This is a genomic window from Streptomyces sp. NBC_00582 (assembly GCF_036345155.1).
Taxonomy (GTDB): Bacteria; Actinomycetota; Actinomycetes; order Streptomycetales; family Streptomycetaceae; genus Streptomyces.
Map to the genome: position 1 here is coordinate 5,891,056 of NZ_CP107772.1, position 24,530 is coordinate 5,915,585.

At 71.4% G+C, this 24,530-nt stretch carries 23 protein-coding genes; 15 read left to right on the forward strand and 8 right to left on the reverse strand.

Going from position 1 to position 24,530, the window contains the following annotated elements:
* Nucleotides 1–116 precede the first annotated feature (116 nt).
* Nucleotides 117–1,565 carry an NCS2 family permease gene (locus OG852_RS26405; RefSeq protein WP_330349133.1) on the forward strand — a complete coding sequence of 483 codons (1,449 nt, stop codon included), beginning with the start codon at nt 117–119 and terminating at the stop codon, nt 1,563–1,565.
* A 21-nt stretch (nt 1,566–1,586) separates the two neighbouring features.
* On the opposite strand, the gene OG852_RS26410 is transcribed toward OG852_RS26405, so the two are convergent.
* On the reverse strand, nt 1,587–1,769 hold the full coding sequence (locus OG852_RS26410; protein ID WP_133912014.1) for a ribbon-helix-helix protein, CopG family: 183 nt from the start codon (nt 1,767–1,769) through the stop codon (nt 1,587–1,589).
* Nucleotides 1,770–1,920: 151 nt separating this feature from the next.
* Here OG852_RS26410 and OG852_RS26415 point away from each other — a divergent pair, with 151 nt between their 5' ends.
* Together OG852_RS26415 and OG852_RS26420 are read left to right on the forward strand one after the other, a co-directional pair.
* The gene (locus tag OG852_RS26415) at nt 1,921–2,358 is read left to right on the forward strand and encodes a MarR family winged helix-turn-helix transcriptional regulator (RefSeq protein WP_133912015.1); all 438 of its coding nucleotides are present in this window, start codon (nt 1,921–1,923) and stop codon (nt 2,356–2,358) included.
* Nucleotides 2,359–2,384: 26 nt separating this feature from the next.
* Nucleotides 2,385–3,734 carry an MFS transporter gene (locus OG852_RS26420; RefSeq protein WP_330349134.1) on the forward strand — a complete coding sequence of 450 codons (1,350 nt, stop codon included), beginning with the start codon at nt 2,385–2,387 and terminating at the stop codon, nt 3,732–3,734.
* 21 nt (nt 3,735–3,755) lie between these two features.
* Here the strand turns inward: OG852_RS26420 and OG852_RS26425 are convergent, their stop codons facing one another.
* A complete protein-coding gene (locus OG852_RS26425; RefSeq protein ID WP_330349135.1) occupies nt 3,756–4,274 on the reverse strand; it encodes a GNAT family N-acetyltransferase in 519 nt (172 codons plus the stop codon).
* A gap of 51 nt (nt 4,275–4,325) precedes the next feature.
* On the opposite strand from OG852_RS26425, the gene thpR reads away from it, so the two are divergent.
* Entirely contained in the window at nt 4,326–4,898 is a 573-nt protein-coding gene (gene thpR / locus OG852_RS26430) for an RNA 2',3'-cyclic phosphodiesterase (RefSeq protein ID WP_330349136.1), read from the forward strand.
* Between the two features lie 186 nt (nt 4,899–5,084).
* On the opposite strand, the gene OG852_RS26435 is transcribed toward thpR, so the two are convergent.
* Nucleotides 5,085–6,074 carry an aldo/keto reductase gene (locus OG852_RS26435; protein ID WP_330349137.1) on the reverse strand — a complete coding sequence of 330 codons (990 nt, stop codon included), beginning with the start codon at nt 6,072–6,074 and terminating at the stop codon, nt 5,085–5,087.
* A gap of 176 nt (nt 6,075–6,250) precedes the next feature.
* Between OG852_RS26435 and OG852_RS26440 the strand changes: the two genes are divergently transcribed.
* Entirely contained in the window at nt 6,251–7,204 is a 954-nt protein-coding gene (locus OG852_RS26440; protein WP_330349138.1) for a nuclear transport factor 2 family protein, read from the forward strand.
* A 15-nt stretch (nt 7,205–7,219) separates the two neighbouring features.
* Here OG852_RS26440 and OG852_RS26445 read toward each other — a convergent pair whose 3' ends face one another.
* The 3 genes from OG852_RS26445 to OG852_RS26455 all read right to left on the reverse strand — a co-directional run bounded on the left by OG852_RS26445 (nt 7,220) and on the right by OG852_RS26455 (nt 8,876).
* Complete coding sequence (locus OG852_RS26445) at nt 7,220–7,879, reverse strand: maltokinase N-terminal cap-like domain-containing protein (RefSeq protein WP_330349139.1); 660 nt, start codon at nt 7,877–7,879, stop codon at nt 7,220–7,222.
* 17 nt (nt 7,880–7,896) lie between these two features.
* On the reverse strand, nt 7,897–8,097 hold the full coding sequence (locus OG852_RS26450) for a hypothetical protein (protein ID WP_330349140.1): 201 nt from the start codon (nt 8,095–8,097) through the stop codon (nt 7,897–7,899).
* Nucleotides 8,098–8,201: 104 nt separating this feature from the next.
* The gene (locus OG852_RS26455; RefSeq protein ID WP_133912023.1) at nt 8,202–8,876 is read right to left on the reverse strand and encodes an SGNH/GDSL hydrolase family protein; all 675 of its coding nucleotides are present in this window, start codon (nt 8,874–8,876) and stop codon (nt 8,202–8,204) included.
* A gap of 89 nt (nt 8,877–8,965) precedes the next feature.
* Here OG852_RS26455 and OG852_RS26460 point away from each other — a divergent pair, with 89 nt between their 5' ends.
* From OG852_RS26460 to gcvH, 5 genes are all read left to right on the forward strand, one after another.
* Entirely contained in the window at nt 8,966–9,961 is a 996-nt protein-coding gene (locus tag OG852_RS26460) for a WD40 repeat domain-containing protein (RefSeq protein ID WP_330349141.1), read from the forward strand.
* Between the two features lie 162 nt (nt 9,962–10,123).
* Nucleotides 10,124–10,657 (forward strand): hypothetical protein, encoded by a 534-nt coding sequence (locus tag OG852_RS26465; RefSeq protein WP_330349142.1) that lies wholly within the window; start codon nt 10,124–10,126, stop codon nt 10,655–10,657.
* A 153-nt stretch (nt 10,658–10,810) separates the two neighbouring features.
* Nucleotides 10,811–12,331, forward strand: a complete 1,521-nt coding sequence (locus tag OG852_RS26470; protein WP_330349143.1) for a cellulase family glycosylhydrolase — start codon at nt 10,811–10,813, stop codon at nt 12,329–12,331.
* A 220-nt stretch (nt 12,332–12,551) separates the two neighbouring features.
* Entirely contained in the window at nt 12,552–14,144 is a 1,593-nt protein-coding gene (locus tag OG852_RS26475; RefSeq protein ID WP_330349144.1) for an alpha/beta hydrolase, read from the forward strand.
* Between the two features lie 107 nt (nt 14,145–14,251).
* A complete protein-coding gene (gcvH, locus tag OG852_RS26480; protein ID WP_133912028.1) occupies nt 14,252–14,638 on the forward strand; it encodes a glycine cleavage system protein GcvH in 387 nt (128 codons plus the stop codon).
* A 64-nt stretch (nt 14,639–14,702) separates the two neighbouring features.
* On the opposite strand, the gene serC is transcribed toward gcvH, so the two are convergent.
* Nucleotides 14,703–15,821 (reverse strand): phosphoserine transaminase, encoded by a 1,119-nt coding sequence (serC, locus tag OG852_RS26485; protein WP_330349145.1) that lies wholly within the window; start codon nt 15,819–15,821, stop codon nt 14,703–14,705.
* A 100-nt stretch (nt 15,822–15,921) separates the two neighbouring features.
* Between serC and OG852_RS26490 the strand changes: the two genes are divergently transcribed.
* Nucleotides 15,922–18,876 carry an FAD-binding and (Fe-S)-binding domain-containing protein gene (locus OG852_RS26490; RefSeq protein WP_330349146.1) on the forward strand — a complete coding sequence of 985 codons (2,955 nt, stop codon included), beginning with the start codon at nt 15,922–15,924 and terminating at the stop codon, nt 18,874–18,876.
* Here OG852_RS26490 and OG852_RS26495 read toward each other — a convergent pair.
* Complete coding sequence (locus tag OG852_RS26495) at nt 18,873–19,166, reverse strand: hypothetical protein (RefSeq protein WP_330349147.1); 294 nt, start codon at nt 19,164–19,166, stop codon at nt 18,873–18,875. The genes OG852_RS26490 and OG852_RS26495 overlap by 4 nt on opposite strands.
* A 256-nt stretch (nt 19,167–19,422) precedes the next feature.
* On the opposite strand from OG852_RS26495, the gene OG852_RS26500 reads away from it, so the two are divergent.
* The 4 genes from OG852_RS26500 to OG852_RS26515 all read left to right on the forward strand — a co-directional run bounded on the left by OG852_RS26500 (nt 19,423) and on the right by OG852_RS26515 (nt 24,529).
* Nucleotides 19,423–20,385 (forward strand): EamA family transporter, encoded by a 963-nt coding sequence (locus OG852_RS26500; protein WP_443064565.1) that lies wholly within the window; start codon nt 19,423–19,425, stop codon nt 20,383–20,385.
* A 78-nt stretch (nt 20,386–20,463) separates the two neighbouring features.
* Nucleotides 20,464–21,258 carry a TIGR03084 family metal-binding protein gene (locus OG852_RS26505; RefSeq protein ID WP_133912032.1) on the forward strand — a complete coding sequence of 265 codons (795 nt, stop codon included), beginning with the start codon at nt 20,464–20,466 and terminating at the stop codon, nt 21,256–21,258.
* Nucleotides 21,255–22,934 carry an acyclic terpene utilization AtuA family protein gene (locus OG852_RS26510; RefSeq protein WP_330349149.1) on the forward strand — a complete coding sequence of 560 codons (1,680 nt, stop codon included), beginning with the start codon at nt 21,255–21,257 and terminating at the stop codon, nt 22,932–22,934. Before OG852_RS26505 ends, OG852_RS26510 begins: the two co-directional genes overlap by 4 nt.
* Nucleotides 22,931–24,529, forward strand: a complete 1,599-nt coding sequence (locus OG852_RS26515; RefSeq protein ID WP_330349150.1) for an acyl-CoA carboxylase subunit beta — start codon at nt 22,931–22,933, stop codon at nt 24,527–24,529. The genes OG852_RS26510 and OG852_RS26515 overlap by 4 nt, the downstream gene beginning before the upstream one ends.
* Nucleotide 24,530 lies beyond the last annotated feature (1 nt).

Below are 24,530 nucleotides of genomic sequence, written 5' to 3' on the forward strand. Positions count from 1 at the left end.
GGGACAGCTTACGAGGTGGTCACATCTACGCGCGGAGATGGCCGATCACATCGTTATATGTTCATACTGAAACGGTTTGCGTCTGACCACTTCTCTTCGTAGGAAACACCAAATAGATGTCCACCTCGGCTCCCGCCAAGGTCCCCGCCCCTGAACAGCCGGGAGCCGGGCCCGTCCACGCACTCGACCGCTACTTCAAGATCTCCGAGCGCGGCAGCACCCTGCCCCGTGAGATCCGCGGCGGTTTCGCCACCTTCTTCGCGATGGCCTACATCATCGTGCTGAACCCGATCATCCTCGGCAGCGCGAAGGACATGTACGGGCATCAGCTCGCCAACGGCCAGCTCGTCACGGCCACCTGTGTGACCGCGGCCTTCACCACGCTCCTCATGGGCGTCATCGGCAATGTGCCGATCGCGCTCGCGGCGGGGCTCGGTGTGAACTCGGTCGTGGCGCTCCAGCTCGCCCCGCGGATGTCCTGGCCGGACGCCATGGGCATGGTGGTGCTGGCCGGTCTCGTCGTCATGCTCCTCGTGGCGACCGGGCTGCGGGAGCGCGTGATGAACGCGGTCCCGTTCGGGCTGCGCAAGGCGATCTCGATCGGTATCGGCCTGTTCATCATGCTGATCGGCCTGGTGGACTCCGGTTTCGTCTCCCGGATCCCGGACGCCGCCCACACCACCGTCCCGCTCCAGCTCGGCGCCGACGGTCATCTGCTCGGCTGGCCGGTCCTGGTGTTCATCCTGGGCGCCCTGCTCACCCTCGCCCTGATCGTCCGCAAGGTCCCGGGCGCGATCCTGATCTCGATCGTCGCCATGACGGTCCTCGCGCTGATCATCAACGCGGTCGCGCACATCCCGTCCTGGGGCCTGACCACCCCCGAGTGGCCGGGCAACCCGGTCGCCACCCCCGACTTCGGACTGATCGGCGACGTCAGCCTGTTCGGCGGCTTCGGCGAGGTCGGTGTGCTGACGGGCGTCCTGTTCGTCTTCACGGTCCTGCTGTCGTGCTTCTTCGACGCGATGGGCACGATCATGGGCGTCTCCGACGAGGCGAAGCTGACCGACGCCAAGGGCGAGATGCCCGGCATCAACAAGGTCCTCTTCGTCGACGGTCTCGCCGTCGCCGCCGGAGGCGCCAGCTCCTCCTCGGCCACCACCGCGTTCGTGGAGTCCACGGCCGGGGTCGGCGAGGGCGCCCGCACCGGTTTCGCGAACCTCGTCACGGGCGGCCTCTTCACCTTCGCGCTGTTCCTCACGCCGGTCGCCACGATGGTCCCGTCCCAGGCCGCCACCCCCGCGCTGCTCGCGGTGGGCTTCATGATCCTGGCGAACTCGGTCAAGGAGATCGACTGGGCCGACTACACGATCGCCGTCCCGGCCTTCATCACGATGGTGATGATGCCGTTCACCTACTCCATCACCAACGGCATCGGCATGGGCTTCATCACCTTCGTGCTGCTGCGCCTGGTGGCGGGCCGGGCCCGTGACATCCCGGTCCCGATGTACGTGGTCTCGGCGGTCTTCACGTTCTACTACCTGATGCCGGCCCTCGGTCTGACCTGACCGACGCCGCGCCCCGGGGTCTCAGGTGAGCCCGTAGAACTTCTCGGTCTCCTCGACGGCCGACTGGAAGCGCTGGTCGAAGTCATCGCGAATGAGCGTCTGGACGACATAGTCCTGGACGCTCATTCCGCGTTTGGCGGCATGCTGCCGGAGCCGTTCGAGCAGCTCCCCGTCTATCCGCAGGCTGAGCACAGTGGTCCCCATGAGACGAGGGTCGCCGCCCCCTGCCGTACGTCAGTGACTTTCCGCGCGCGTCTCACTCGTTCGAGTGATGAAGGGGTTTCCGTGGCCAGGGTCACGGGAATCCTGCCGCGCGCCAGCTTGTTTAGCCAGGGTAATGAGTTACGCTAAAGAGATGCCTGACCTCACCCATGGCGACGACGCGGCCGCCGTGAACTCGCTCCGGTCCGCAGTGATGCGGCTCTCCCGCCGGCTCAAACACCAGCGGGTCGACGAGTCGCTGAGCCCCACCGAGATGTCGGTGCTCGGCACCCTCTCCCTCTGCGGCAGCGCCACCCCGGGCGAGCTCGCCCGCAAGGAGCACGTCCAGCCGCCCTCGATGACCCGCATCGTGGCGCTGCTGGAGGCCAAGGGACTGGTCCGGCTGGAGCCGCACCCCGAGGACCGGCGCCAGAAGGTCGTCACCAAGACCGAGCAGGCCGAGGCCATGCTCGAGGAGTCCCGCCGCAAGCGGAACGCCTTCCTGGCCACCCTGGTCGACGGCCTCGACGAGGACGAGTGGGCGAAACTGCGCGCCGCCGCCCCCGTGCTGGAGAAGCTCGCACACCTGTAAGCCGCGTAACGAGGAGGCGAACCCTGTTGAGTACGGGACCCGGAGCAGACTCCGCCCCCGCACCGACCACCCCCGACACCCCCGCCCCTGCGACCGGATCCTCGATGTTCAGCTCGCTGAGGGTCAGGAACTACCGCCTGTTCTTCGCCGGCCAGGTCGTCTCGAACATCGGCACCTGGATGCAGCGGATAGCGCAGGACTGGCTGGTCCTGAGCCTCACCGGCTCCGCCACGGCCGTCGGCGTCACGACGGCCCTTCAGTTCCTGCCGATGCTGCTCTTCGGCCTCTACGGCGGGGTCCTCGTCGACCGCCTGCCCAAGCGCCGCGCCCTGCTGGTCACCCAGTCCTCGATGGCCCTCACCGGCATCGTGCTCGCCGCCCTCACCCTCTCCGGCCACGTCCAGGTCTGGCACGTCTACCTCGCCGCCTTCGCCGTCGGCCTCGCCACGGTCGTCGACAACCCGGCCCGCCAGTCCTTCGTCTCCGAGATGGTCGGCCCGGACCAGCTCCAGAACGCGGTCAGCCTGAACTCCGCGAACTTCCAGTCCGCCCGTCTCGTCGGCCCGGCCGTCGCCGGCCTGATGATCACCGGCGTCGGCACCGGCTGGGCGTTCCTCTTCAACGGCCTGTCGTTCGTGGCGCCCATAGCGGGCCTGCTGCTGATGCGCGCCCGCGAGCTCCACGTCGTCGAGCGCGCCCCGCGCGGCAAGGGCCAGCTCAGAGAGGGGCTCCACTATGTGGCGGGCCGCCCCGACCTCATCTGGACGATCGTCCTGGTCGGGTTCGTCGGCACCTTCGGCTTCAACTTCCCCGTGTACCTCTCGGCCTTCGCCGACGACGTCTTCCACGCCGGCGCCGGCTCCTACAGCCTCTTCAACACCCTGATGGCGGTCGGCTCCCTCGCCGGCGCCCTGCTCGCCGCCCGGCGCGGCACGTCCAGGATGCGGGTGATGATCGGGGCGGCGGTGCTGTTCGGCGCGATGGAGGTACTCGCCGCGACCGCCCCCTCCCTGTGGCTGTTCGCCCTGCTCATGGCCCCGATCGGCATGTTCGGCATGACGATCAACGTCACCGCCAACACCAGCATCCAGATGGGCACCGACCCCGCCATGCGCGGCCGGGTCATGGCCCTCTACATGATGGTGTTCCTCGGCGGCTCGCCCGTCGGCGCGCCGATAGCGGGCTGGATCACCGACGCGTACGGCGTCCGGGCCGGCCTCGCGGTGGGCGGCGCGATCGCCGCGACGGCCGCGGTCACCATCGGCCTGGTCCTGGCCCGCGTCGGCAACCTCCGGCTGTCGGTCGGCTGGCACCGCGGCCACCCCCGGGTGCGGTTCGTCCCCCGCGAGAACGGGGAGCTGGCCGCCGTGGGGTGACCGGCCCCCCGGGCGCCGGGGTCAGACCCGCCGCTCCAGCAACTGCCCCGGCCACGCGTCCCGCAGGGTGAACGCGTGCGTCGGGGTGAAGCCGTTGGCCTCGTAGTAGGCGACCAGCCCGCGGTCGTCACCGGCGTAGCAGTCCACCCGCAGCAGGGAGACACCCGCGCGCCGGGTCTCCTCGGCCGCGTGCGCCAGCAGGGCACGGCCCACGCCGAGGCCCTTGAAGCGGCGGTCGGAGGCGAGCCAGTGGATGTACCGCTCGGGCTCGCCCGGCGGCGGCAGATGCGCGAGGTAGGCGCCGGGGGCGTCGGTCAGCGTGAGCGTGGCGGCCGGCACCCCGTCGACCTCGGCGATGAACGCCACGCCCTCCTCCATGTACCGGACGACCGATTCCACGGTCCCGGGGCTCTCCGAGAGCGGCCCGGTCCCCCACTGTCCGGTGCGGCCCTGTGAGACGAGCCACTCCACACTGCTGTCGAGCATGCCGAGCATCGCGGGGACGTCGTCGGGGCCGCCGTCCCTGATGGTGATCTCCATGGCACCCCATCATGCGGGCGGACAGCGGCCCCGGCCGGGAAAATCGGGGGCATGAGACTTTTCGCGGCCGTGCTGCCCCCGGATGACGTCGTCGAGGAACTCGCCGTCGAGGTGAGCGAGTTGCGCAGGCTGCCCGGCGCGGAGGGGCTGCGGTGGACCGGGCGGGACGGGTGGCACTTCACGCTCGCGTTCTACGGCGAGGTCGACGACGACGTCGTACCGGCGCTGTCGGCACGGCTGGAGCGGACGGCTCTGCGCGGCGCGCCCTTCGAGCTGGCCGTGCGGGGCGGGGGCCAGTTCGGACACGGGCGGGCGCTGTGGGCGGGGGCGGCGGAAGACGTGCCGGCCCTGCGCCTGCTGGCCGACCGTGCGGAGGCGGCGGCGCGGAAGGCGGGCCTGGACATGGGGGAGCACCGCCGGTACAAGGCCCACCTCACGCTGGCCCGCAGCCGGGACACGGTGGACGTGGAGCCGTACGTCGAGGCGCTGCACGGGTTCCGGGGGCGGACCTGGACCGTGCGGGAGCTGGTCCTGGTCCGCAGCCGTCTGCCGAGGTCCGGCGTGCCGGGGGAGCAGCCCCGCTATGAGCCGGTCGGGCGCTGGGCTCTGGGCGGGGCCGGTTAGGCTCGGTGCGTGGACCCGAAGACCCGGAACCGGATCATGGCCGGTGCGCTTGTGTTGATGTTCGTCGTCGTTGCCCTGGCGGCCGCGCTCGGTAGGTAGGAGTTCGGGGAACCGCACGTGGTCGGTCGGGCGCGGACCGTGGATGGCTGATCGCGCAGTTCCCCTTGCCCCTGAGAACTCCCGGTGTCACCAGGCGAAGGCCTCCGGGGACGGGCCCGGGCCCGGGAAGATCTCGTCCAGGCCCTCCAGGAGTTCCTCGCTCAGCTCCAGTTCCGCCGCGCGGATCGCCGACGCCAGTTGTTCCGCCGTGCGGGGGCCGACGATCGGGCCCGTCACGCCGGGGCGGGTGAGGAGCCAGGCCAGGGCGGCCTCACCGGGTTCGACGCCGTGCTTTTCCAGCAGGTCCTCGTAGGACTGGATCTGCGCGCGTGCGGTGGGGTTGGCGAGGGTGTCGGCGGCCCGTCCGGACGCCCGGCGCCCGCCCTCGGCCTCCTTCTTGATCACGCCGCCGAGCAGGCCGCCGTGCAGCGGAGACCAGGGGATGACCCCGAGCCCGTAGTCCTGCGCGGCCGGGATGACCTCCATCTCGGCGCGGCGCTCGGCGAGGTTGTAGAGGCACTGCTCGCTGACCAGGCCGAAGGAGCCCCGCCGGGCGGCGGTCTCGTTGGCCTGGGCGATCTTGTAGCCGGGGAAGTTGGAGGAGCCGGCGTAGAGGATCTTGCCCTGCTGGACCAGCACGTCGACGGCCTGCCAGATCTCCTCGAAGGGAGTGCTGCGGTCGATGTGGTGGAACTGGTAGAGGTCGATGTAGTCGGTCTGCAGCCGCTTCAGCGACGCGTCGACCGCGCGCCGGATGTTCACGGCGGACAGCTTGTCGTGGTTGGGCCAGGACTCGCCGTCGGCGGCCATGTTGCCGTACACCTTGGTGGCGAGGACGACCTTGTCGCGCCGCTCGCCGCCCTTCGCGAACCAGTTGCCGATGATCGTCTCGGTACGGCCCTTGTTCTCACCCCAGCCGTACACGTTCGCGGTGTCGAAGAGGTTGATGCCCGCGTCCAGGGCCGAGTCCATGATCGTGTGGGAGTCGGCCTCGTCGGTCTGCGGGCCGAAGTTCATGGTGCCGAGGACGAGTCGGCTGACCTTGAGTCCGGTGCGTCCGAGCTGCGTGTACTTCATGGAACTCAAGCCAACGTCTTGGAGTGCGCTCCAGGCAAGGGCGTGGGGGGGGCGAGGAACGTCAAGGGGCGGCAAGGAAGGTTGACATGGACCGCCCCGAGTGATTGCCTGACGAAGCAGAATTTGAATCTTCAAGCTACTTGCTGTGTGCACGCATGAGACGTCTGGAGCGCACCATGCCCCCCACTGTCCCCACCACCCCCGCCCGTAGGGCCGTCGTCGCCTTCCTCGCCGCCGCTACGGTCCTGGGCGCGACCGCCGTACCCGCCGTGGCGGCCCCGCACGGCCCGTCCGCCGGGCACGCGGCGTACGGCCAGGGCGGCTACGGCGATGCCGCCCGCCTCGGCTACCAGAAGACCGTCGCCATCACCGTCACCAAGAGGGTGTTCGAGCGCGGGGACACCGCGGTCGTCGACCGCTTCGTACGGCCGGACTACATCCAGCACAACCCGACCGCGGCCGACGGGTCGGCGGGCCTGAAGGGCCTGGCCACCTCGATCCACCAGCAGTTCCCCGACGCCCGGTACGACGTCAAGCGGGTCATCTCCCAGGGCGACCTCGTGCTGCTCCACTCCAACGTGGTGCTGGTCCCGGGCACCAAGGGCGCGTCGGTCATCGACATCTTCCGCTTCCGGGGCGGGAAGCTGGCCGAGCACTGGGACGTGATCCAGAACGTGCCGGACACCACGGCCAGCGGCAACGACATGTTCTCCACGCTGAGTTCACCGCGGGTCTCGCAGCCCCTGGACCACCGGCTCACCCAGGCCAACCAGGCGCTGGTCACCAAGGCCTTCGACGAGCTCATGGTCCACAAGGACCTGACCGCCCTCGACCGCTACTGGGACCCCGGCTATCTCCAGCACAACCCGCAGATGCAGAGCGGCGTGGCCGCCGCGAAGGCCGGCCTCGGCGGTTACTTCGCCTCGGCACCGCAACTGACGGTCACCCCGAAGCGGATCATCGCCGAGGGCGACCTGGTGGCCGTCCACAGCCACTACGTCAACTATCCGGGAGACCGGGGCGCGGCGATCCTGGACCTGTTCCGGGTGCGCAACGGCAAGATCGTCGAGCACTGGGACATCATCCAGAACGTCCCGGAGACCTCCGCCAACGGCAACGGCATGTTCTAGGGTCTGTCGTCTGGATCACGCCTCAGACGCGTCGATGTGCACGGTGGCGAACACCGCCCGGGCGCGGGTGCCGTCGGCCGCCTCCCAGGCGCCGCTGACGTGGCCGGCCGCCGTACCGGGGCGGGTGTCGGGTGCGGTGGGGTCCAGGACGCGGTGCACGCGCAGGGCCCTGCCGTCCGCGGCGGTCAGGACGGTGCTCCGCTCGTCGTCGGTGACCTCGACGGGCCACGGCGGGGAGGGGAGGGCGGGGCCCGCCCAGGAACGGGTGACCTCGTGGTCGGGGGTGTCCGTGACGCTCTGCGCCTGGGCCTGGGCGCGGCCTTCGACCAGGGCGGTCAGTTCGCCGATCAGCACCGGGTCGTGGCAGCCGTCGTAGGCCCAGCGCGGACCCAGCACACCGTGCTCCATGGTGCCGACGAGGGCGTGTTCCGCGCCGGGGAGCGGGGCGCCGCGGTAGGTGAGGGGGACGTGGTAGGCGACGGGTTCGGGGCCGGAGGTGTCGACGGCCACCATGAACTCGATGCCGACCTCCCCCTCCGGATCATCCAGCCGGAACCCCCCGGCCCTGCTCAGCTCCGGAGCCCCGTCCCCCACGTACCACGGTCGGGTCGGCAGCCAGGCGGTGAGGAGTTCCAGCTTGGTGGGCTTGACGGTGGTGTGGTGGATGATCGCCATGGACCGGATTCTGTCAGTCAGTCACGGGGGAACCCATCCGTTTTCAGGGTGAGGTCCAGGTCCGTGACGGTGAGGTCGACGCAGCTTCCGAAGCCGACCGTGACGAATTCGGCGTCCTGGTGGCTCCAGAGCCCCTTCTCGTCCTTCACGGCGTCCTGGGACACGAGGGTCACATCGGTGGCGAAGCCGTTGAGGTGACCTGGGTCGTCGATCCGCACAGTCGTGGCGCTGCTCCCCGGCTGCCCCACGGACAGGTACAGCCGCGCGGCACAACGGCACGCACGGTGAACAGGACACGCGGAGGGGAACACATGCCCGGTTCCTACCTGCCGTAGGGCTCCCCCACGCCCCACGCCTGGTACATCGCGTCCGCGAAGGCCGCGGCGATCCTGTGTTCGCCGTTCGCGTTCGGGTGGGTGCCGTCGTAGGTGTCGAGGTGGATGTCGTACGACGGTGGCGGCGAGACCAGCAGGAGAGGGGATCGGGGTTCGTCCAGGTCGGCGACCGTCTTGGCCAGCAGCTCGTTGAAGAGGGTGACCTGGGCCGCGAAGGGGGCGTCCTCGGTGGCACGGACGTTCGGGATCACCGGAAGGAACGCCATACGGACACGCGGGTTGGCCGAGCGGGCCGCCGCGACGAAGGCGCGGGTGTTCTCCGCCGTCTGCTCCGCGTTCGTGTAGAAGCCCAGGTCGATGAGGCCGAGGGACACCAGCAGCACATCGGCCCGATGCGCCCGCACCGCATCCCCGATCAGCGGCGCCATGTGCAGCCAGCCCTCGCCCCAGCCGGCCAGGTGGGCGCGGGGGAAGTCGGGATCGGCGTACTCGTACGACGTCGGGGCGTCCAGCGCCTTGTCGTGGAGCGTCTCGCGCGGGCCCACGAGGGTGAAGGGGCGGCCGTATGTGTCGCGGAGGTGCTGCCACATGCGGTAGCGCCACGTGTGTTCGCCCGCGCTGCCGATCGTCATCGAGTCGCCTACGGGCATGAACCTGAGCATCCGCTCATGATGAGGGATCAAGGCGGTCCATGGCGTGTGAGACCGGCCACGGGGACGGAACGCGCGTACGGGATGGCAGGCTTGAGGGCATGCGCCGACCCTTCGCCGCCCGAGCCGGGGCCCTTCTCGCCGCGACCCTCCTCGTGGGCGCCTTCGCCGTACCCGCCTCGGCCGCCGAGGGCGACGACGGCTTCACCATCGAGGACCCGCGCATCACCGAGTCCAGCGGCCTCGCCGCCTCCCACCAGCACCCCGGCATCTACTGGACCCACAACGACAGCGACGACGGCCCCTACCTCTACGCCGTCGACAGCGCGACGGGGAAGACCGTCGCGCGCCTCACCCTCACCGGCATCGGCAGCCCCCGTGACGTCGAGGCCATCTCGATCGGCCCCGACAACAAGATCTACGTCGGCGACATCGGCGACAACCTCGGCGGCAACTGGCCGTACGTCTGGATCTACGAACTGCCCGAGCCCAAGACCCTCGCCGACGCCACCGTCCGCGCCACGCAGTACGTCGTGACGTACGCGGACGGCGCCCGCGACGCCGAGTCGCTGATCGTGCACCCCAAGACCGGCCGGGTCTACATCATCGACAAGAACGAGGACGGCGGACATCTCTACGAGGGCCCGGCGACCCTCTCCACCCGTGGCAAGAACGTCTTCAAGCCGATCGCCACCGTCGACCTGTGGGCCACCGACGCCGCCTTCTCCCCGGACGGCACCCGGCTCGCCGTACGCGGCTACTTCGGCGGCATCCTCTACGACTGGAACGGCGGCGAGATCGAGCGCAAGGGCCGGCTCGACGTGCCGTTGCAGCGGCAGGGGGAGTCCGTCAGCTACTCGGCCGACGGCACCAAGCTGATGTACGGCAGTGAGGGCACCGGGAGTTCGGTGGTCGCGGAGGACGCCCCCGGCGGCGGCTCGTCCGCCAAGTCCCCCTCGGGCAAGGACGGTTCGGACTCCGCCTCCGACTCCTCCGGTTCCTCGGCGGCCACCGGGAACGTCAAGTTCGGCGCCCTCGCCGTCGTCGCCGTCGTCGCCGCCTTCTTCGGCTTCCGGCGGCTGCTGCGCCGCGGCTGATCCTCCTCGCGCCGCGGCGGCGTCACCCGTCCGCGCCGCACCGCGCGACACGGGTGCGGCCGTCCGGTCAGGCTGAGGTGTCCCGCGGGACGGGGGCGGACTCGGAACGCGGTCCCGCCCTCACCCTTTGGAGACCCGATGCGCGGTCCTGCTGTACGTGACGTGAGAAGACGCGTCGCCCGTCGCCTCTGTCCGCTCGTGGCCGCCCTGGCCCTGACGGGACCGGTGACCCTCGCCGGCGCGCAGCCGGCCGGGGCCGCCGCCGTCGCCTTCCCGGCCGTGCACGTGCGCACCGCCACGCTGGCGCTGAGCGGCCGGATCACGGGCGCCCAGGAGAAGATCGACATCACCGGAAGCCTCTTCGTCACCGTCGTCACCCGGACGAACCCGGGCGGCGGGGGCACGGCCCGGATCATCAGCGCCCTGGGCCCCACGACCGGCGTGGGGCAGACGACCGGCGGCCGGTATCTGTTCGTCGGCGCGGACAGCGACGTGGTGTCCTGGCCGCCGGGTCCGATCACGCCGCTGATCGCCTCCCCGACCTTTCTCCAGATCAACCCCTTCTACCCGCCGGGGCCGGTCGTTCCCCCGCACCCGATCGACTTCGTGCGCGTCGGCGTGACCGTCACCGGGGACGGGGAGATCGACGACATCGTCGCCCTGATCAATCTCATCGAGGATCCCGACAATCCCTGACCCGTCGTCCGAGACAACGCGGCGGCACCCGCACCAGGTGCCGCCGCGCTTCTTGACGCGCTCATGCAGCGTCAGTTTCCTGGGTGGTGCGCGGTGTATGGGAGCGCTCCCATCAGTTCCGGGCCCGCGCCGCCCCCGAGAGGAAGCAACGCCATGTTCCGCAACCTCCGCAGAGCGCTGTGCGCCGCCGTCGCGGCCCTGCTGCTCCCCCTGGCGGCGGGCGCGCAGTCCGCCCAGGCGGCACCGACGGCCGCCGCCGCCGGTGCAGGCTACTGGCACACCAGTGGCCGGCAGATCCTGGACGCGGCCGGGCAGCCCGTCCGGATCGCCGGGATCAACTGGTTCGGCTTCGAGACCGGCAACTACGTCGTCCACGGCCTGTGGTCCCGTGACTACAAGAGCATGATCGACCAGATGAAGTCGCTGGGCTACAACACGATCCGCATCCCGTACAGCGACGACATCTTCAAGAGCGCGACCGTCCCCAACAGCATCGACTTCAGCAGCGGCAAGAACGCCGATCTGCAGGGGCTGAGCTCCCTGGGCGTCCTCGACCGGATCGTCTCGTACGCCGGTCAGGACGGCCTGAAGGTGATCCTCGACCGGCACCGCCCGGACGCCGGCGGCCAGTCCGCCCTCTGGTACACCTCCGCCGTCCCCGAGTCGACGTGGATCGCCAACCTCAAGGCGCTGGCGGGCCGTTACGCCGGTCAGTCCACGGTCGTCGGCATCGACCTGCACAACGAGCCCCACGATCCGGCCTGTTGGGGATGCGGCGACACCGCGACCGACTGGCGCCTGGCCGCCCAGCGGGCCGGCAACGCCGTCCTGTCGGTCAACCCCGAGCTGCTGATCTTCGTCGAGGGCGTGCAGACCGTCAACGGCGTCTCCGGCTGGTGGGGCGGGAACCTGATGGGGGTCGCCCAGTACCCGGTGCAGCTCAGTGTCGCGAACCGGGTCGTGTACTCGGCGCACGACTACGCCACCAGCGTGGCCCAGCAGAGCTGGTTCAGCGACCCGACGTTCCCCGCCAACATGCCGGGGATCTGGGACAGGTACTGGGGCTACATCTTCAAGCAGAACATCGCGCCCGTGTGGGTGGGCGAGTTCGGCACGACGCTCCAGGCGACCGTCGACCAGCGGTGGCTGGCGGCGCTGGTGAGTTATCTGCGGCCGACGGCGACGTACGGCGCCGACTCCTTCCACTGGACGTTCTGGTCCTGGAACCCCAACTCCGGTGACACGGGCGGGATCCTCAAGGACGACTGGCAGACGGTGGACACCGTGAAGGACGGCTACCTGGCGAGCGTCAAGGCGCCGGGCTTCCCCGGCACCGGCGGTGGCGGCGGGGGAGGGGGAGGCGGCGGGACCACGGCGACCTGCTCCGCCGCCTACACCGTCACCAGCGACTGGGGCAGCGGCTTCAACGCCGAGGTGAAGGTGACCAACACCGGGACGACGGCGATCGGTTCCTGGAAGGTGACGTGGACCTGGAGCGGCTCCCAGCAGATCACCAGCATGTGGAACGCCTCGTACACCCAGGGCGGCACCACCGTGACCGCGGCGAACGCCTCCCACAACGGCGCGATCGCGGCGGGCGCCTCGACGAGCTTCGGCTTCGGGGGCGCGCCCGGGGGAGGGACGGCTCCGGCTCTGAGCTGCACGGCGACCTGAACACCCGGCGCCCGGTCGTGCACGGGGTGCGCGACCGGGCGCCGTCCGCCCCGGCCCTGACGTGGTGACAGCTGTCCCGGGGCTGTGAGGCGCCTCTGAGCCAAATGAGTTCCAAATTTTTGGGCGAAAAGCTTCTTGTGGCCGTGCTTCTTCGGAAAGATCCCGCCAGGATCGTGAATCTTGCGGTCCTGTCGAACCCCCCATGGTGTGAAGGAACTTCATGAGAAGAAGCACAGCCGTGCTGTGTGGCGCGACCGTCGTGCTCGCCGGGTCGCTCACGGCGGTCCCGGCCGAGGCCGCGTCGTCGCAGTCCGCCCAGACAGCAGCCCAGGCGGCGAAGGTCACCTGGAAGAAGTGCGCGACGGAGGACTACCCGACGCTCCAGTGCGCGTCGGTGAAGGTGCCGCTCGACTACGCCAAGCCGCAGGGCCGGAAAATAACCCTCGCCCTGTCGCGCGTCCCGCACACCGCGCGGAAGTACCAGGGCCCCCTGCTGGTGAACCCCGGCGGCCCCGGTGGCAGCGGGCTGACCCTCGCCGGGTTCGTCGCGTCCTCGCTGCCCAAGGCGGTCGCGTCCCAGTACGACGTCATCGGCTTCGACCCGCGCGGCGTGGGCAAGAGCAAGCCCGCCCTCGACTGCAAGCCGGGCTACTTCAACCCGGTCCGCCCGGACTCCGTGCCCAGCACCGCCGCGATCGAGAAGGCCAACCTCGCGCGCGCCAAGTCCTTCGCCAAGGCCTGCGGCACGAAGTACGCGGACGTCCTGCCGTACATCAACACGGTCAACGCCGTGAAGGACATGGACCAGATCCGCAAGGCGCTCGGCGCCAAGAAGATCAACTACTTCGGCTACTCGTACGGCACCTACCTGGGCCAGGTCTACGCCAAGCTCTTCCCGACCCGGGTGCGCCGCCTGGTCCTGGACTCGATCGTCGACCCGAACGGGGTCTGGTACGACGCCAACATCTCCCAGGACTACGCCTTCGACGCCCGCCAGAAGGCGCTGATGGCGTGGATCGCCAAGTACAACGGCACGTACAAGCTCGGCACCGACCCGGCCGCGATCGAGGCCAAGTGGTACGCGATGCGGGCCGAGCTCGCCGCGAAGCCGGCCGGCGGCGAGGTGGGCGCCTCCGAGCTGGAGGACACCTTCATCCCCGGCGGCTACTACAACGGCTACTGGCCGATCCTCGCCTCGGCGTTCGCGGCCCACGTGAACGACAAGAACGACGCCCCGCTGATCAAGGCCTACGAGGGCATCGCGGCCATCGACGCCTCCGGCGACAACGGCTACAGCGTCTACACCGCCGTGCAGTGCCGTGACGTCTCCTGGCCGCGCGACTGGAACCAGTGGCGCAAGGACAACTGGGCCGTGTACGAGAAGGCCCCGTTCATGGCCTGGAACAACGCCTGGTACAACGCGCCCTGCGCGTACTGGCCCACCAAGTCGCTGAAGCCGGTGAACGTCGCCAACAGCAAGCTCCCGCCGGTCCTGCTGTTCCAGGCGACGAACGACGCGGCCACCCCGTACCAGGGCGGTGTCACCGTGCACCGTCTGCTCAAGCACTCCAGCCTGGTCGTCGAGCAGGGCGGCGGCAACCACGGCATCACGCTGAGCGGCAACACCTGCCTGGACAAGTACCTGGCCAAGTACCTCACCGACGGCACGGTCCCGCGCGGCAGCGGTGTCGCCGACGCGACCTGCAAGAAGACCGCGGACCCCGTCCCGACCGCCACGGCGACCACCGCCCTGACCACGCAGCAGCCGGCCGCCACCGACACCCTGCACGGGCTGGTCGGCTTCCGCGGCTGAGCGATCTGTCACCTGCATGGCGGACCGGGGTGCCGGAAATGTCGGGTTCAGCGCATCCCTGGGGTGAGGCTGGTTCCGATCGCACCCCGACCGCCGAAGGAGCAGACATGGCTCAGGTGCCCACCCACCTCCGCTACACCGAAGAGCACGAATGGGTCGAGAGCGGGACCGACGGCACCGCGACCGTCGGCATCACCGACTTCGCCCAGAAGAACCTCGGCGACATCGTCTTCTTCGAGCTGCCCGAGGTGGGCAGGGAGGTCGAGGTCGGGGACCCCGTCGGCACGGTGGAGTCGGTCAAGTCGGTGTCCGAGCTGTACAGCCCGCTCACCGGCGTGATCGTCGAGATCAACGAGGAGGTCACCGACAGCCCGGACGAGGTCAACTCCGACCCGTACGGGATGTGGCTCTTCAGGATCAGGAACAAGGGTGCGGCGTCCTCCAACGGGCTGCTCGACGCCACGGCGTACGAGAAGCTCATCAGCGAGGGCTGACCGACAGCACGAGGGGCGCCCGGTGGATCACCGGGCGCCCCTCAGTGCCGTACAGAAGCGCTGATCAGAGCTTCTCGATCACGTAGTTGACGCACCGCGTGAGCGCCTCGACGTCCGCCGGGTCGATCGCCGGGAACATCGCGACGCGCAGCTGGTTGCGGCCCAGCTTGCGGTACGGCTCGGTGTCGACGATCCCGTTGGCGCGCAGCACCTTGGCGATCGCGGCGGCGTCGATCTCGTCCGCGAAGTCGATCGTGCCGATGACCTGGGAACGCTTGGCCGGGTCGGCGACGAACGGCGTCGCGTGCTTCGACTCCTCCGCCCAGCTGTACAGGCGGGTCGAGGAGTCCTTGGTCCGGCCGGTGGAGAAGGCCAGACCGCCCTGGCCGTTGATCCACTCGAGCTGCTCGTTCAGCAGGAAGAGCGTGGCGAGGGCCGGGGTGTTGTACGTCTGGTTCTTGCGCGAGTTGTCGATCGCCGTCGGCAGGCTGAAGAACTCGGGGATGTGCCGGCCGGACGCGTGGATCCGCTCCGCGCGCTCGATCGCCGCCGGCGAGAACACGCCGATCCACAGGCCGCCGTCGGAGGCGAAGGACTTCTGCGGGGCGAAGTAGTAGACGTCCGTCTCGGCGATGTCGACCGGCAGACCGCCGGCGCCGGAGGTGGCGTCCACCAGGACCAGCGCGCCCTCGTCGGCGCCCGCGACACGCTTCAGCGGGGCCGCGACACCCGTCGAGGTCTCGTTGTGCGTGAACGCGTACACGTCCACGCCCGCCTCGGCCTGCGGCTCGGGGTGCGTGCCCGGGTCGGAGGAGACGACCGTGGGCTCCGCCAGCCAGGGGGCGAGCTTGGCGGCCTTCGCGAACTTCGAGCTGAACTCGCCGAACGTGAGGTGCTGCGACTTGTTCTCGATCAGACCGTGGGTCGCGACGTCCCAGAACGCGGTCGAGCCGCCGTTGCCGAGGATCACCTCGTAGCCCTCGGGGAGGGAGAACAGCTCGGAGATGCCCTCGCGCACCTTGCCGACCAGGTTCTTCACCGGAGCCTGGCGGTGGGAGGTGCCGAGGAGAGAGGTGCCGGTGGCGGCGAGGGCGTCCAGCGCCTCCGTCCGCACCTTGGAGGGGCCCGCGCCGAAACGTCCGTCGGCGGGCTTGATGTCAGAGGGAATCTGGATCTCAGCCACGCAGGGAGGTTATCGGGTGGGGGAAACCTCGGCGAAACCTCGTCCGTCGGGTGAGACGGTGTTCCGACAGGTGGCCGATTCCGGCTGATGGGTGGACGTCATGACAGAGCTGGAAGCCGAGCTGCGCAGGGTCGTCCGAGGTGACGTGGGCTTCGACGCCATGTCCCGGGCGCTGGTCACCATGGACGCGTCCAACTACCGGCGGGTCCCGCTGGGTGTCGTCGCCCCCCGGGACGCCGACGACGTGACCGCCGTCCTGGAGGTGTGCCGGACGCACGGCGTGCCCGTCGTCGCGCGCGGCGGGGGCACCTCGATCGCCGGGCAGGCGACCGGTACGGGCGTGGTGCTGGACTTCACCCGGCACATGAACCGGGTGCTCGCCCTGGACCCACGGGAGCGGACCGCCGTCGTCCAGCCCGGGCTGGTCCTCGACCGGCTCCAGGAGGCCGCCGCCCCGCACGGGCTGCGCTTCGGGCCCGACCCGGCCACGCACAGCCGCTGCACGCTCGGCGGCATGATCGGCAACAACTCCTGCGGCTCCCACTCGGTGGCCTGGGGGACGACCGCGGACAGCGTGCGTGAGCTGGAGGTCGTCACGGCGCGCGGGCACCGGCTGCGGCTCGGGCGGGGCTGGGCCGGGGCGCCCGAGGGGCTGCGGGAACTGGTGGACGGGGACCTCGCGCGGCTGCGGACCGGTTTCCCCGAGCTGCCCCGCCGGATCTCCGGGTACGCCCTGGACGCGCTGCTGCCCGAGAAGGGCGCCGACGTCGCCCGCTCCTTCTGCGGCTCGGAGGGCACGCTCGGCGTACTGACGGAAGCGGTCGTACGGCTCGTCGAGGCCCCCCGCGCGCGTGCGCTCGCGGTGCTCGGGTACGGCGACGAGGGTGCTGCGGCCGAGGCGGCGGTCGGTCTGCTGCCGTACGGGCCGCTGACGGTGGAGGGGATGGCGGCCGACCTGGTGCCGACGGCGGCGGGGCTGCCCAGGGGCGGTGCCTGGCTGTTCGTGGAGGCCGGCGGCGCGTCGGAGAGTGCGGCACGCGCGCGTGCGGAGGCGATCGTGCGGGGCGCCTCGGACGGCACCGTGGACTCCCTGGTCGTGACCGACCCGGCGGCCCAGCGGGCCCTGTGGCGCATCCGCGAGGACGCCGCCGGCACCGCGACGCGGATGCCCGACGGTTCGGAGGCCTGGCCCGGCTGGGAGGACTGCGCGGTGCCGCCCGCCCGGCTCGGCGCCTACCTGCGGGACTTCCGCGCGCTGCTCCTCACGCACGGGCTGCGCGGGACGCCGTACGGCCATTTCGGCGACGGCTGCGTCCACGTCCGTATCGACTTCGATCTGCTGACCGGGCCGGGCGTGGCGCGCTTCCGCCGTTTCTCCGAGGAGCTCGCCGAGCTGGTCGTCGCCCACGGCGGCTCGCTGTCCGGGGAGCACGGCGACGGGCGGGCGCGGGCCGAGCTGCTGCCGAAGATGTACGGCCCGGAACTGATCGCCCTGTTCGAGCGGGCGAAGGGCGTGTGGGACCCCGACGATCTGCTCAACCCCGGCATGCTGGTGCGCCCGGCGCCCCTGGACTTCGGGCTGCGCTTCTCCGTGCTGCCCCGTGAACCGCTGCCGGTCATCTTCGGCTACCCGTCCGACGGCGGTGACTTCTCGGCGGCCGTACGCCGCTGTGTGGGCGTCGCCAAGTGCCGTACGACGGCGGCGGCCGGGTCCGCCGTGATGTGCCCGTCGTTCCGCGCGACGGGCGAGGAGGCGCACTCCACGCGCGGGCGTGCCCGTCTGCTGCACGAGATGCTCGCCGGCGAGGTGGTGACCGACGGCTGGCGGTCGACGGAGGTCCGGGACGCCCTGGACCTGTGTCTGTCCTGCAAGGGCTGCCGCTCCGACTGCCCGGTCGGCGTCGACATGGCCACCTACAAGGCGGAGTTCCTGCACCACCACTACGCGGGCCGGCGCCGCCCCGCCGCCCACTACGCGCTGGGCCGGCTGCCGCAGTGGCTGCGCTGGGCGTCCCGCACGCGCGCGTCCCGGCTCCTGAACGTCCTCGCGCGCGTGCGGCCCCTGGCGTGGGCGGCGAAACGGGCGGCCGGGCTCGCGCCGGAGCGGGCGATCCCGCCGCTGGCCCCGGAGACGTTCGGCCGGTGGTGGGGGAGGCGGCTGGTGGCCCGGGCCCGGGCGGAGGCGCGTGGGGAACGGCGACCGGGCGGGCCCCGGCAGGCGGTCTTCCTGTGGCCGGACACCTTCACGGAGCACCTCTCCCCGTCCGTCGGCAAGGCGGCCGTACGGGTCCTGGAGGCGGCGGGCCTGGACGTCCTCACCCCGCCCACGCACCGCTGGACGAGGGCGGCCGTCGGCGACGGGGTGTCGTACACCTTCAACCCGCTCACGGCCAGGCGTGGCCGGGTGTGCTGCGGACTGACGTACGTCTCGACGGGCCAGCTCGACCGGGCGCGGGAGGTCATGCGGCGCACCCTGGATCTCCTGGAGCCCTTCGTGCGGGAGGACGAACCACGGGAGGACGAACCACGGGAGGACGAACCACGGGAGGGCACCCCCGAAGAGCCCCCCTTCGTCGTCCTGGAGCCGAGCTGTGCCGCCGCCCTGCGCACGGACCTCCCGGAGCTGCTGCCCGACGACCCGCGCGCGCGGCGCCTCGCGGCACGCGTGACGACCTTCGCGGAGGCGCTGGAGCGGTACGCGCCCGGCTGGGCGCCGCCCCGGCTGGACCGTCCGGTCGTCGGCCAGACGCACTGCCATCAGCACGCGGTGCTCGGTGACGCCCCCGACCGCCGACTGCGCGCGGCCGCCGGGCTCACCGGCGAGCTCAGCGGCGGCTGCTGTGGACTGGCCGGCAACTTCGGCTTCGAGACGGGCCACTTCGAGGTGTCGGCCGCCTGCGCGGAGGAGCAACTGCTGCCCGCCGTACGGCAGTCCACGCCCGACACGGTCGTCCTCGCCGACGGCTACTCGTGCCGTACCCAGCTCGACCACCTGGCCGGCGTACGGGCCCGGCATCTCGCGGAGGTGCTGGCGGACGCGCTCGGCGAGGATTAGGAATCCACGGCTTGCTCAAGCAACTGCCGGCTTCTCCCAGGGTATTCACAGCGGGTGCTGCTGGACGGCGTGCCGGTGCGGGACTTCCCGCCGGCGCGGCTGCGCGCATAGGTGACCCTGCTGCCGCAGGAGACGCTCGTCCTGCACGACACCGTCCGCGCGAACATCGCCTGCGGACGGCCCGGCGCGAGCGACCAGGCCATCGAGGAGGCGTTCAGACGGGTGCGGACGGCCACACCGGTGGGGCCGGACGCGACGAACGGCGCGGCGATGCCCCGCAGCGCACCCACCCCGCCACCCCCGCCCGGCCCGACTCGGATACCCCCACTCACCCGAGTGCTCTTGAACGCACTGCGACGGCAGCAGTTCCAAACCCCTACCAGCCGTACCAGCCGTACCAGCCATACCAGCCGTACCACCCGTACCACACGAACAACCCGTCGTACTGGCCCGGCATCTGAACGTCGTCTCACGGCGCGAGACAGAGGCATCAGCGGTTTACGCCCCTGTCTCGGTTCACTACTCTGGACTTGACAGTTCAGCAGGATGAACATACGAGCCCTTGGACCACCCGTGACGACCACCTCGGACACCTCCGCCCCCGCTCTCCCCGCCCCCGCTCTCCCCGCCCCCGCCTCCCCGCGCCGCTCCGGCTCCCTCGGCCCCGTCGGCCTCGTCCTCGCCGGCGGCGTCTCGGTGCAGTTCGGCGGCGCGCTGGCGGTGACGCTGATGCCGAGGGCGGGCGCGCTCGGGGTGGTCGCGCTGCGGCTGGCGGTCGCGGCGGTGGTCCTGCTCGTCGTCTGCCGCCCCCGGCTGCGCGGCCACTCCCGCGCCGACTGGGGCACGGTCACCGTCTTCGGCGTCACCATGGCCGCGATGAACGGCCTCTTCTACCAGGCCGTCGACCGCATTCCGCTGGGCCCGGCGGTGACCCTGGAGGTCCTCGGCCCCCTCGCCCTCTCCGTCATCGCCTCCCGCCGCGCCGTCAACCTGGTCTGGGCGGGGCTCGCCCTCGCCGGGGTCTTCCTGCTCGGCGGCGGAGGGTTCGGCGACCTCGACCCCGTGGGGATCGCGTTCGCTCTGGGGGCGGGTGCGATGTGGGCGGCGTACATCGTGTTCAGCGCGCGGACCGGCCGACGGTTCCCGCAGGCGGACGGCCTGGCGCTGGCGATGGCGGTGGGCGCGCTGCTGTTCCTCCCGCTGGGCCTCGCGCAGTCCGGCGCCGAACTGGCCGACCCGGTGACGCTGGGGCTGGGCGCGGCGGTGGCGCTGCTCTCCTCCGTGCTGCCGTACACCCTGGAACTCCTGGCCCTGCGCCGGCTGCCCGCCTCCACCTTCGCGATCCTCATGAGCCTGGAACCGGCCATCGCCGCCACCGCCGGTCTCCTCGTCCTCGGCCAGTCCCTCTCCCTGCCCGAGGCGGCCGCGATCGCCCTGGTCGTCGCGGCGAGCTTGGGCGCGGTGCGCACCCAGGTGGGCCGCGCCAGGACGGCCGTACCGGAGAGCTGAGGCGCTCTCGCGCGCGGCACCCGGAAATTAATGCAAGCATGCTTGCTTGTTTCTGGGGGCCCTGCCATGCTCCACCCCATGGCCGACCCGACGCCCGTGATCGACGACCTGTGTGCCGAAAGCGACGAACTCGATTCCCTCGTCGCCGAGTTGGAGCCGGAGCAGTGGACGCTTCCGACCCCCGCCCCCGGCTGGACCGTCGCCCACCAGATCGCCCACCTCGCCTGGACCGACCACTCCTCCCTGCTCGCGGTGACCGACCGGAGCGCCTTCGCCCGTGAGGTCGAGGCCGCGCTGACCGAGCCCGGGGACTTCGTGGACAACGGCGCCACGGACGGCGCGCGCAAGCCGCCCGCACGGCTCCTCGCGGACTGGCGCACCGGCCGCGCGGCCCTCGCGGACGCCCTGCGCACCGCCCCCGAGGGCGCCCGCTTCCCCTGGTACGGGCCGCCCATGTCGACCGCCTCCATGGCCACCGCCCGGCTGATGGAGACCTGGGCCCACGGCCTGGACGTCGCCGACGCCCTCAAAGTCGCCCGCACCCCCACCGACCGCGTGCGGCACATCGTCCGCCTCGGCGTCCGCACCCGCGACTACGCCTTCGGCGTGCACGGACTCACCCCGCCGTTCGAGGACTTCCGCGTCGAACTCACCGCCCCCTCCGGCGAGACCTGGGCGTACGGCCCCGACGACGCCGACGACCGCGTCACCGGCCCCGCCCTCGACTTCTGTCTCCTCGTCACCCAGCGCGCCCACCGCGCCGACCTCGCGCTGCGCGCCGAGGGCGCCGACGCCGACCGCTGGCTGGACATCGCCCAGGCCTTCGCGGGCCCGCCCGGCAAGGGCCGCGCCCCGCGAGGGGAGTCCGGGTGACACCCCCGCCGCCCCTGCGCGTCGGCAACTTCTCCGGCTTCTACGGCGACCGCGCCGACGCCCTGCGCGAGATGCTCACCGGCGGTGACCTCGACGTCCTCACCGGCGACTACCTCGCCGAACTGACCATGCTGATCCTCGGCCGCGACCGGCTGAAGGACCCCTCCGCCGGATACGCCCGCACCTTCCCCCGCCAGCTGGAGGAGTGCCTCGGGCTCGCCCGGGAGCGGGGCGTGCGGATCGTCACCAACGCCGGCGGCCTGAACCCGGCCGGACTCGCCGACGCCCTCCGCACCCTCGCCGAGCGGCTCGGCGTCCCCGTACGCGTCGCGCACGTGGAGGGCGACGACCTCGGCCACCGGTTCCCCGGCGCCCTCACCGCCCACGCCTATCTCGGCGGCTTCGGCATCGCGGCCTGTCTGCGCGAGGGCGCGGACATCGTCGTCACCGGGCGGGTCACGGACGCGGCCCTGGTCACCGGGCCCGCCGCAGCCCACTTCGGCTGGGAGCCGCACGCCTACGACCGGCTCGCGGGCGCGGTCGTCGCCGGGCACGTCCTGGAGTGCGGAACGCAGGCCACCGGCGGCAACTACGCCTTCTTCCGGGAGGCGGACGTCCGCCGGCCCGGCTTCCCGCTCGCCGAGATCCACGCCGACGGCAGCAGCGTCGTCACCAAGCACCCCGGCACCGGCGGACTCGTCGACGTCGGCACCGTCACCGCGCAACTGCTGTACGAGACGACGGGCGCCCGCTACGCCGGACCGGACGTCACCGCCCGCCTCGACACCGTACGGCTCACCCAGGAGGGCCCCGACCGCGTCCGTATCGACGGCGTCCGCGGCGAGGCCCCGCCGCCCACCCTCAAGGTCGGCCGCACCCGGCTCGGCGGCTTCCGCAACGAGGTCGTCTTCGTGCTCACCGGCCTCGACATCGAGGCCAAGGCGGAGCTGGTCCGCGAACAGCTGGCCCCCTCGCTGACGAAGGCCGCCGAGGCGCGCTGGGACCTCGTCCGCACCGACCGCCCCGACGCCGACACCGAGGAGGCCGCGAGCGCCCTGCTGCGGCTCGTCGTCCGCGACCCCGACCAGGCCGTCGTGGGCCGCGCCCTGAGCGGCGCCGCCGTGGAGCTGGCCCTCGGCAGCTATCCCGGCTTCCACGTCCTCGCCCCACCCGGCAAGGGCGCCCCCTACGGGGTGTTCGAGGCCGCGTACGTCCCCCGGGGCGAGGTCCCGCACACCGCCGTCCTCGACGACGGACGCCGGATCCCCGTGCCCCCGGCCGCCGACAGCCTCGTACCGAGGGACGTGGCGTCACCCGAGCTGCCCGAGCCCCTGCCGTCCGGACCCGTGCGCCGGGCCCCCCTCGGCCTCGTCGCCGGTGCCCGCAGCGGCGACAAGGGCGGGGACGCCAACGTCGGCGTGTGGGTCCGCACCGACGAGGCCTGGCGCTGGCTCGCCCACACCCTGACCGTCGACCGCTTCCGCGCCCTGCTCCCGGAGACCGCCGAGCTGACGGTCACCCGGCACGTCCTGCCCCGGCTGCGCGCCCTGAACTTCGTCGTCGAGGGCGTCCTCGGCGCCGGGGTCGCCGCGCAGCACCGCTTCGACCCCCAGGCCAAGGCGCTCGGCGAATGGCTGCGCTCCCGTCGTCTGGACATCCCGGAGGCACTGCTGTGACCGTCCTGCCGTCGGCGCTGGACACCACCGGCCCCGACCACCGCGCCCACCGCGAGGCCATGCTCGCCAAGCTCGCCGAGCTGGACGCCGAGCACGCCAAGGCCCTCGCGGGCGGCGGCCCGAAGTACGTCGAACGGCACCGCGCCCGAGGCAAGCTCCTCGCCCGCGAACGCGTCGAGCTGCTCCTCGACCCCGACACCCCGTTCCTGGAGCTGTCCCCGCTCGCCGCCTGGGGCAGCGACTACGCGGTCGGCGCCTCCCTCGTCACCGGCATCGGGGTCGTCGAGGGTGTCGAGTGCCTGATCACGGCCAACGACCCCACCGTGCGCGGCGGCGCCAGCAACCCCTGGTCGCTGAGGAAGGCCCTGCGCGCCAACGACATCGCCCTCGCCAACCGGCTGCCCTGCATCAGCCTGGTGGAGTCCGGCGGCGCCGATCTGCCGTCCCAGAAGGAGATCTTCATCCCGGGCGGCGCCGTCTTCCGCGACCTGACCCGGCTCTCCGCCGCCGGCATCCCGACCGTCGCCGTCGTCTTCGGCAACTCCACGGCCGGCGGCGCCTACGTCCCCGGCATGTCCGACCACGTGATCATGGTCAAGGAGCGGGCCAAGGTGTTCCTCGGCGGGCCGCCGCTGGTCAAGATGGCCACCGGCGAGGAGAGCGACGACGAGTCGCTCGGCGGCGCCGAGATGCACGCGCGTGTGTCGGGTCTCGCCGACTACTTCGCCGTCGACGAGCGGGACGCCCTGCGCCAGGCCCGCCGGGTCGTGGCCCGCCTCAATCACCGCAAGGCCCACGCCGACCCCGGCCCCGCCGAGCCCCCCAAGTACGACCCGGAGGACCTGCTCGGCATCGTCCCCGGCGACCTCAAGATCCCCTTCGACCCGCGCGAGGTGATCGCCCGGATCGTCGACGGCTCCGACTTCGACGAGTTCAAGCCCCTGTACGGGACGAGCCTCGCCACCGGCTGGGCCTCGCTGCACGGCTATCCGCTCGGCGTCCTCGCCAACGCCCAGGGCGTCCTGTTCAGCGCCGAGTCCCAGAAGGCCGCCCAGTTCATCCAGCTCGCCAACCAGCGGAACATCCCGCTCCTCTTCCTCCACAACACCACCGGCTACATGGTCGGCAAGGAGTACGAGCAGGGCGGCATCATCAAACACGGCGCGATGATGATCAACGCGGTGAGCAACAGCCGCGTCCCGCACCTGTCCGTCCTCATGGGCGCCTCCTACGGCGCCGGCCACTACGGCATGTGCGGCCGCGCCTACGACCCCCGCTTCCTCTTCGCCTGGCCCAGCGCCAAGTCGGCCGTCATGGGCCCCCAGCAGCTCGCCGGCGTCCTGTCGATCGTCGCCCGCCAGTCGGCCGCCGCGAAGGGCCACCCCTACGACGAGGACGCCGACGCCGCCCTGCGCGCCATGGTCGAACAGCAGATCGAGTCCGAGTCCCTGCCGATGTTCCTGTCCGGGCGGCTCTACGACGACGGCGTCATCGACCCCCGCGACACCCGCACGGTCCTCGGCCTGTGCCTGTCCGCGATCCACACGGCGCCGTACGAGGGTGCGCGCGGCGGCTTCGGCGTCTTCCGGATGTGAG

What these genes read in the sequence shown, in the direction of transcription:
- OG852_RS26455 (WP_133912023.1), bottom strand. Translation starts at nt 8,876, where the DNA reads ATGCTCAGGTTCATGCCCGTAGGCGACTCGATGACGATCGGCAGCGCG.
- thpR (WP_330349136.1), top strand. Translation starts at nt 4,326, where the DNA reads ATGAGACTTTTCGCGGCCGTGCTGCCCCCGGATGACGTCGTCGAGGAA.
- OG852_RS26410 (WP_133912014.1), bottom strand. Translation starts at nt 1,769, where the DNA reads ATGGGGACCACTGTGCTCAGCCTGCGGATAGACGGGGAGCTGCTCGAA.
- OG852_RS26470 (WP_330349143.1), top strand. Translation starts at nt 10,811, where the DNA reads ATGTTCCGCAACCTCCGCAGAGCGCTGTGCGCCGCCGTCGCGGCCCTG.
- OG852_RS26490 (WP_330349146.1), top strand. Translation starts at nt 15,922, where the DNA reads ATGACAGAGCTGGAAGCCGAGCTGCGCAGGGTCGTCCGAGGTGACGTG.
- OG852_RS26445 (WP_330349139.1), bottom strand. Translation starts at nt 7,879, where the DNA reads ATGGCGATCATCCACCACACCACCGTCAAGCCCACCAAGCTGGAACTC.
- OG852_RS26460 (WP_330349141.1), top strand. Translation starts at nt 8,966, where the DNA reads ATGCGCCGACCCTTCGCCGCCCGAGCCGGGGCCCTTCTCGCCGCGACC.
- OG852_RS26405 (WP_330349133.1), top strand. Translation starts at nt 117, where the DNA reads ATGTCCACCTCGGCTCCCGCCAAGGTCCCCGCCCCTGAACAGCCGGGA.
- OG852_RS26435 (WP_330349137.1), bottom strand. Translation starts at nt 6,074, where the DNA reads ATGAAGTACACGCAGCTCGGACGCACCGGACTCAAGGTCAGCCGACTC.
- OG852_RS26415 (WP_133912015.1), top strand. Translation starts at nt 1,921, where the DNA reads ATGCCTGACCTCACCCATGGCGACGACGCGGCCGCCGTGAACTCGCTC.
- gcvH (WP_133912028.1), top strand. Translation starts at nt 14,252, where the DNA reads ATGGCTCAGGTGCCCACCCACCTCCGCTACACCGAAGAGCACGAATGG.
- OG852_RS26475 (WP_330349144.1), top strand. Translation starts at nt 12,552, where the DNA reads ATGAGAAGAAGCACAGCCGTGCTGTGTGGCGCGACCGTCGTGCTCGCC.
- OG852_RS26440 (WP_330349138.1), top strand. Translation starts at nt 6,251, where the DNA reads ATGCCCCCCACTGTCCCCACCACCCCCGCCCGTAGGGCCGTCGTCGCC.
- OG852_RS26425 (WP_330349135.1), bottom strand. Translation starts at nt 4,274, where the DNA reads ATGGAGATCACCATCAGGGACGGCGGCCCCGACGACGTCCCCGCGATG.
- OG852_RS26505 (WP_133912032.1), top strand. Translation starts at nt 20,464, where the DNA reads ATGGCCGACCCGACGCCCGTGATCGACGACCTGTGTGCCGAAAGCGAC.
- OG852_RS26500 (WP_443064565.1), top strand. Translation starts at nt 19,423, where the DNA reads ATGAACATACGAGCCCTTGGACCACCCGTGACGACCACCTCGGACACC.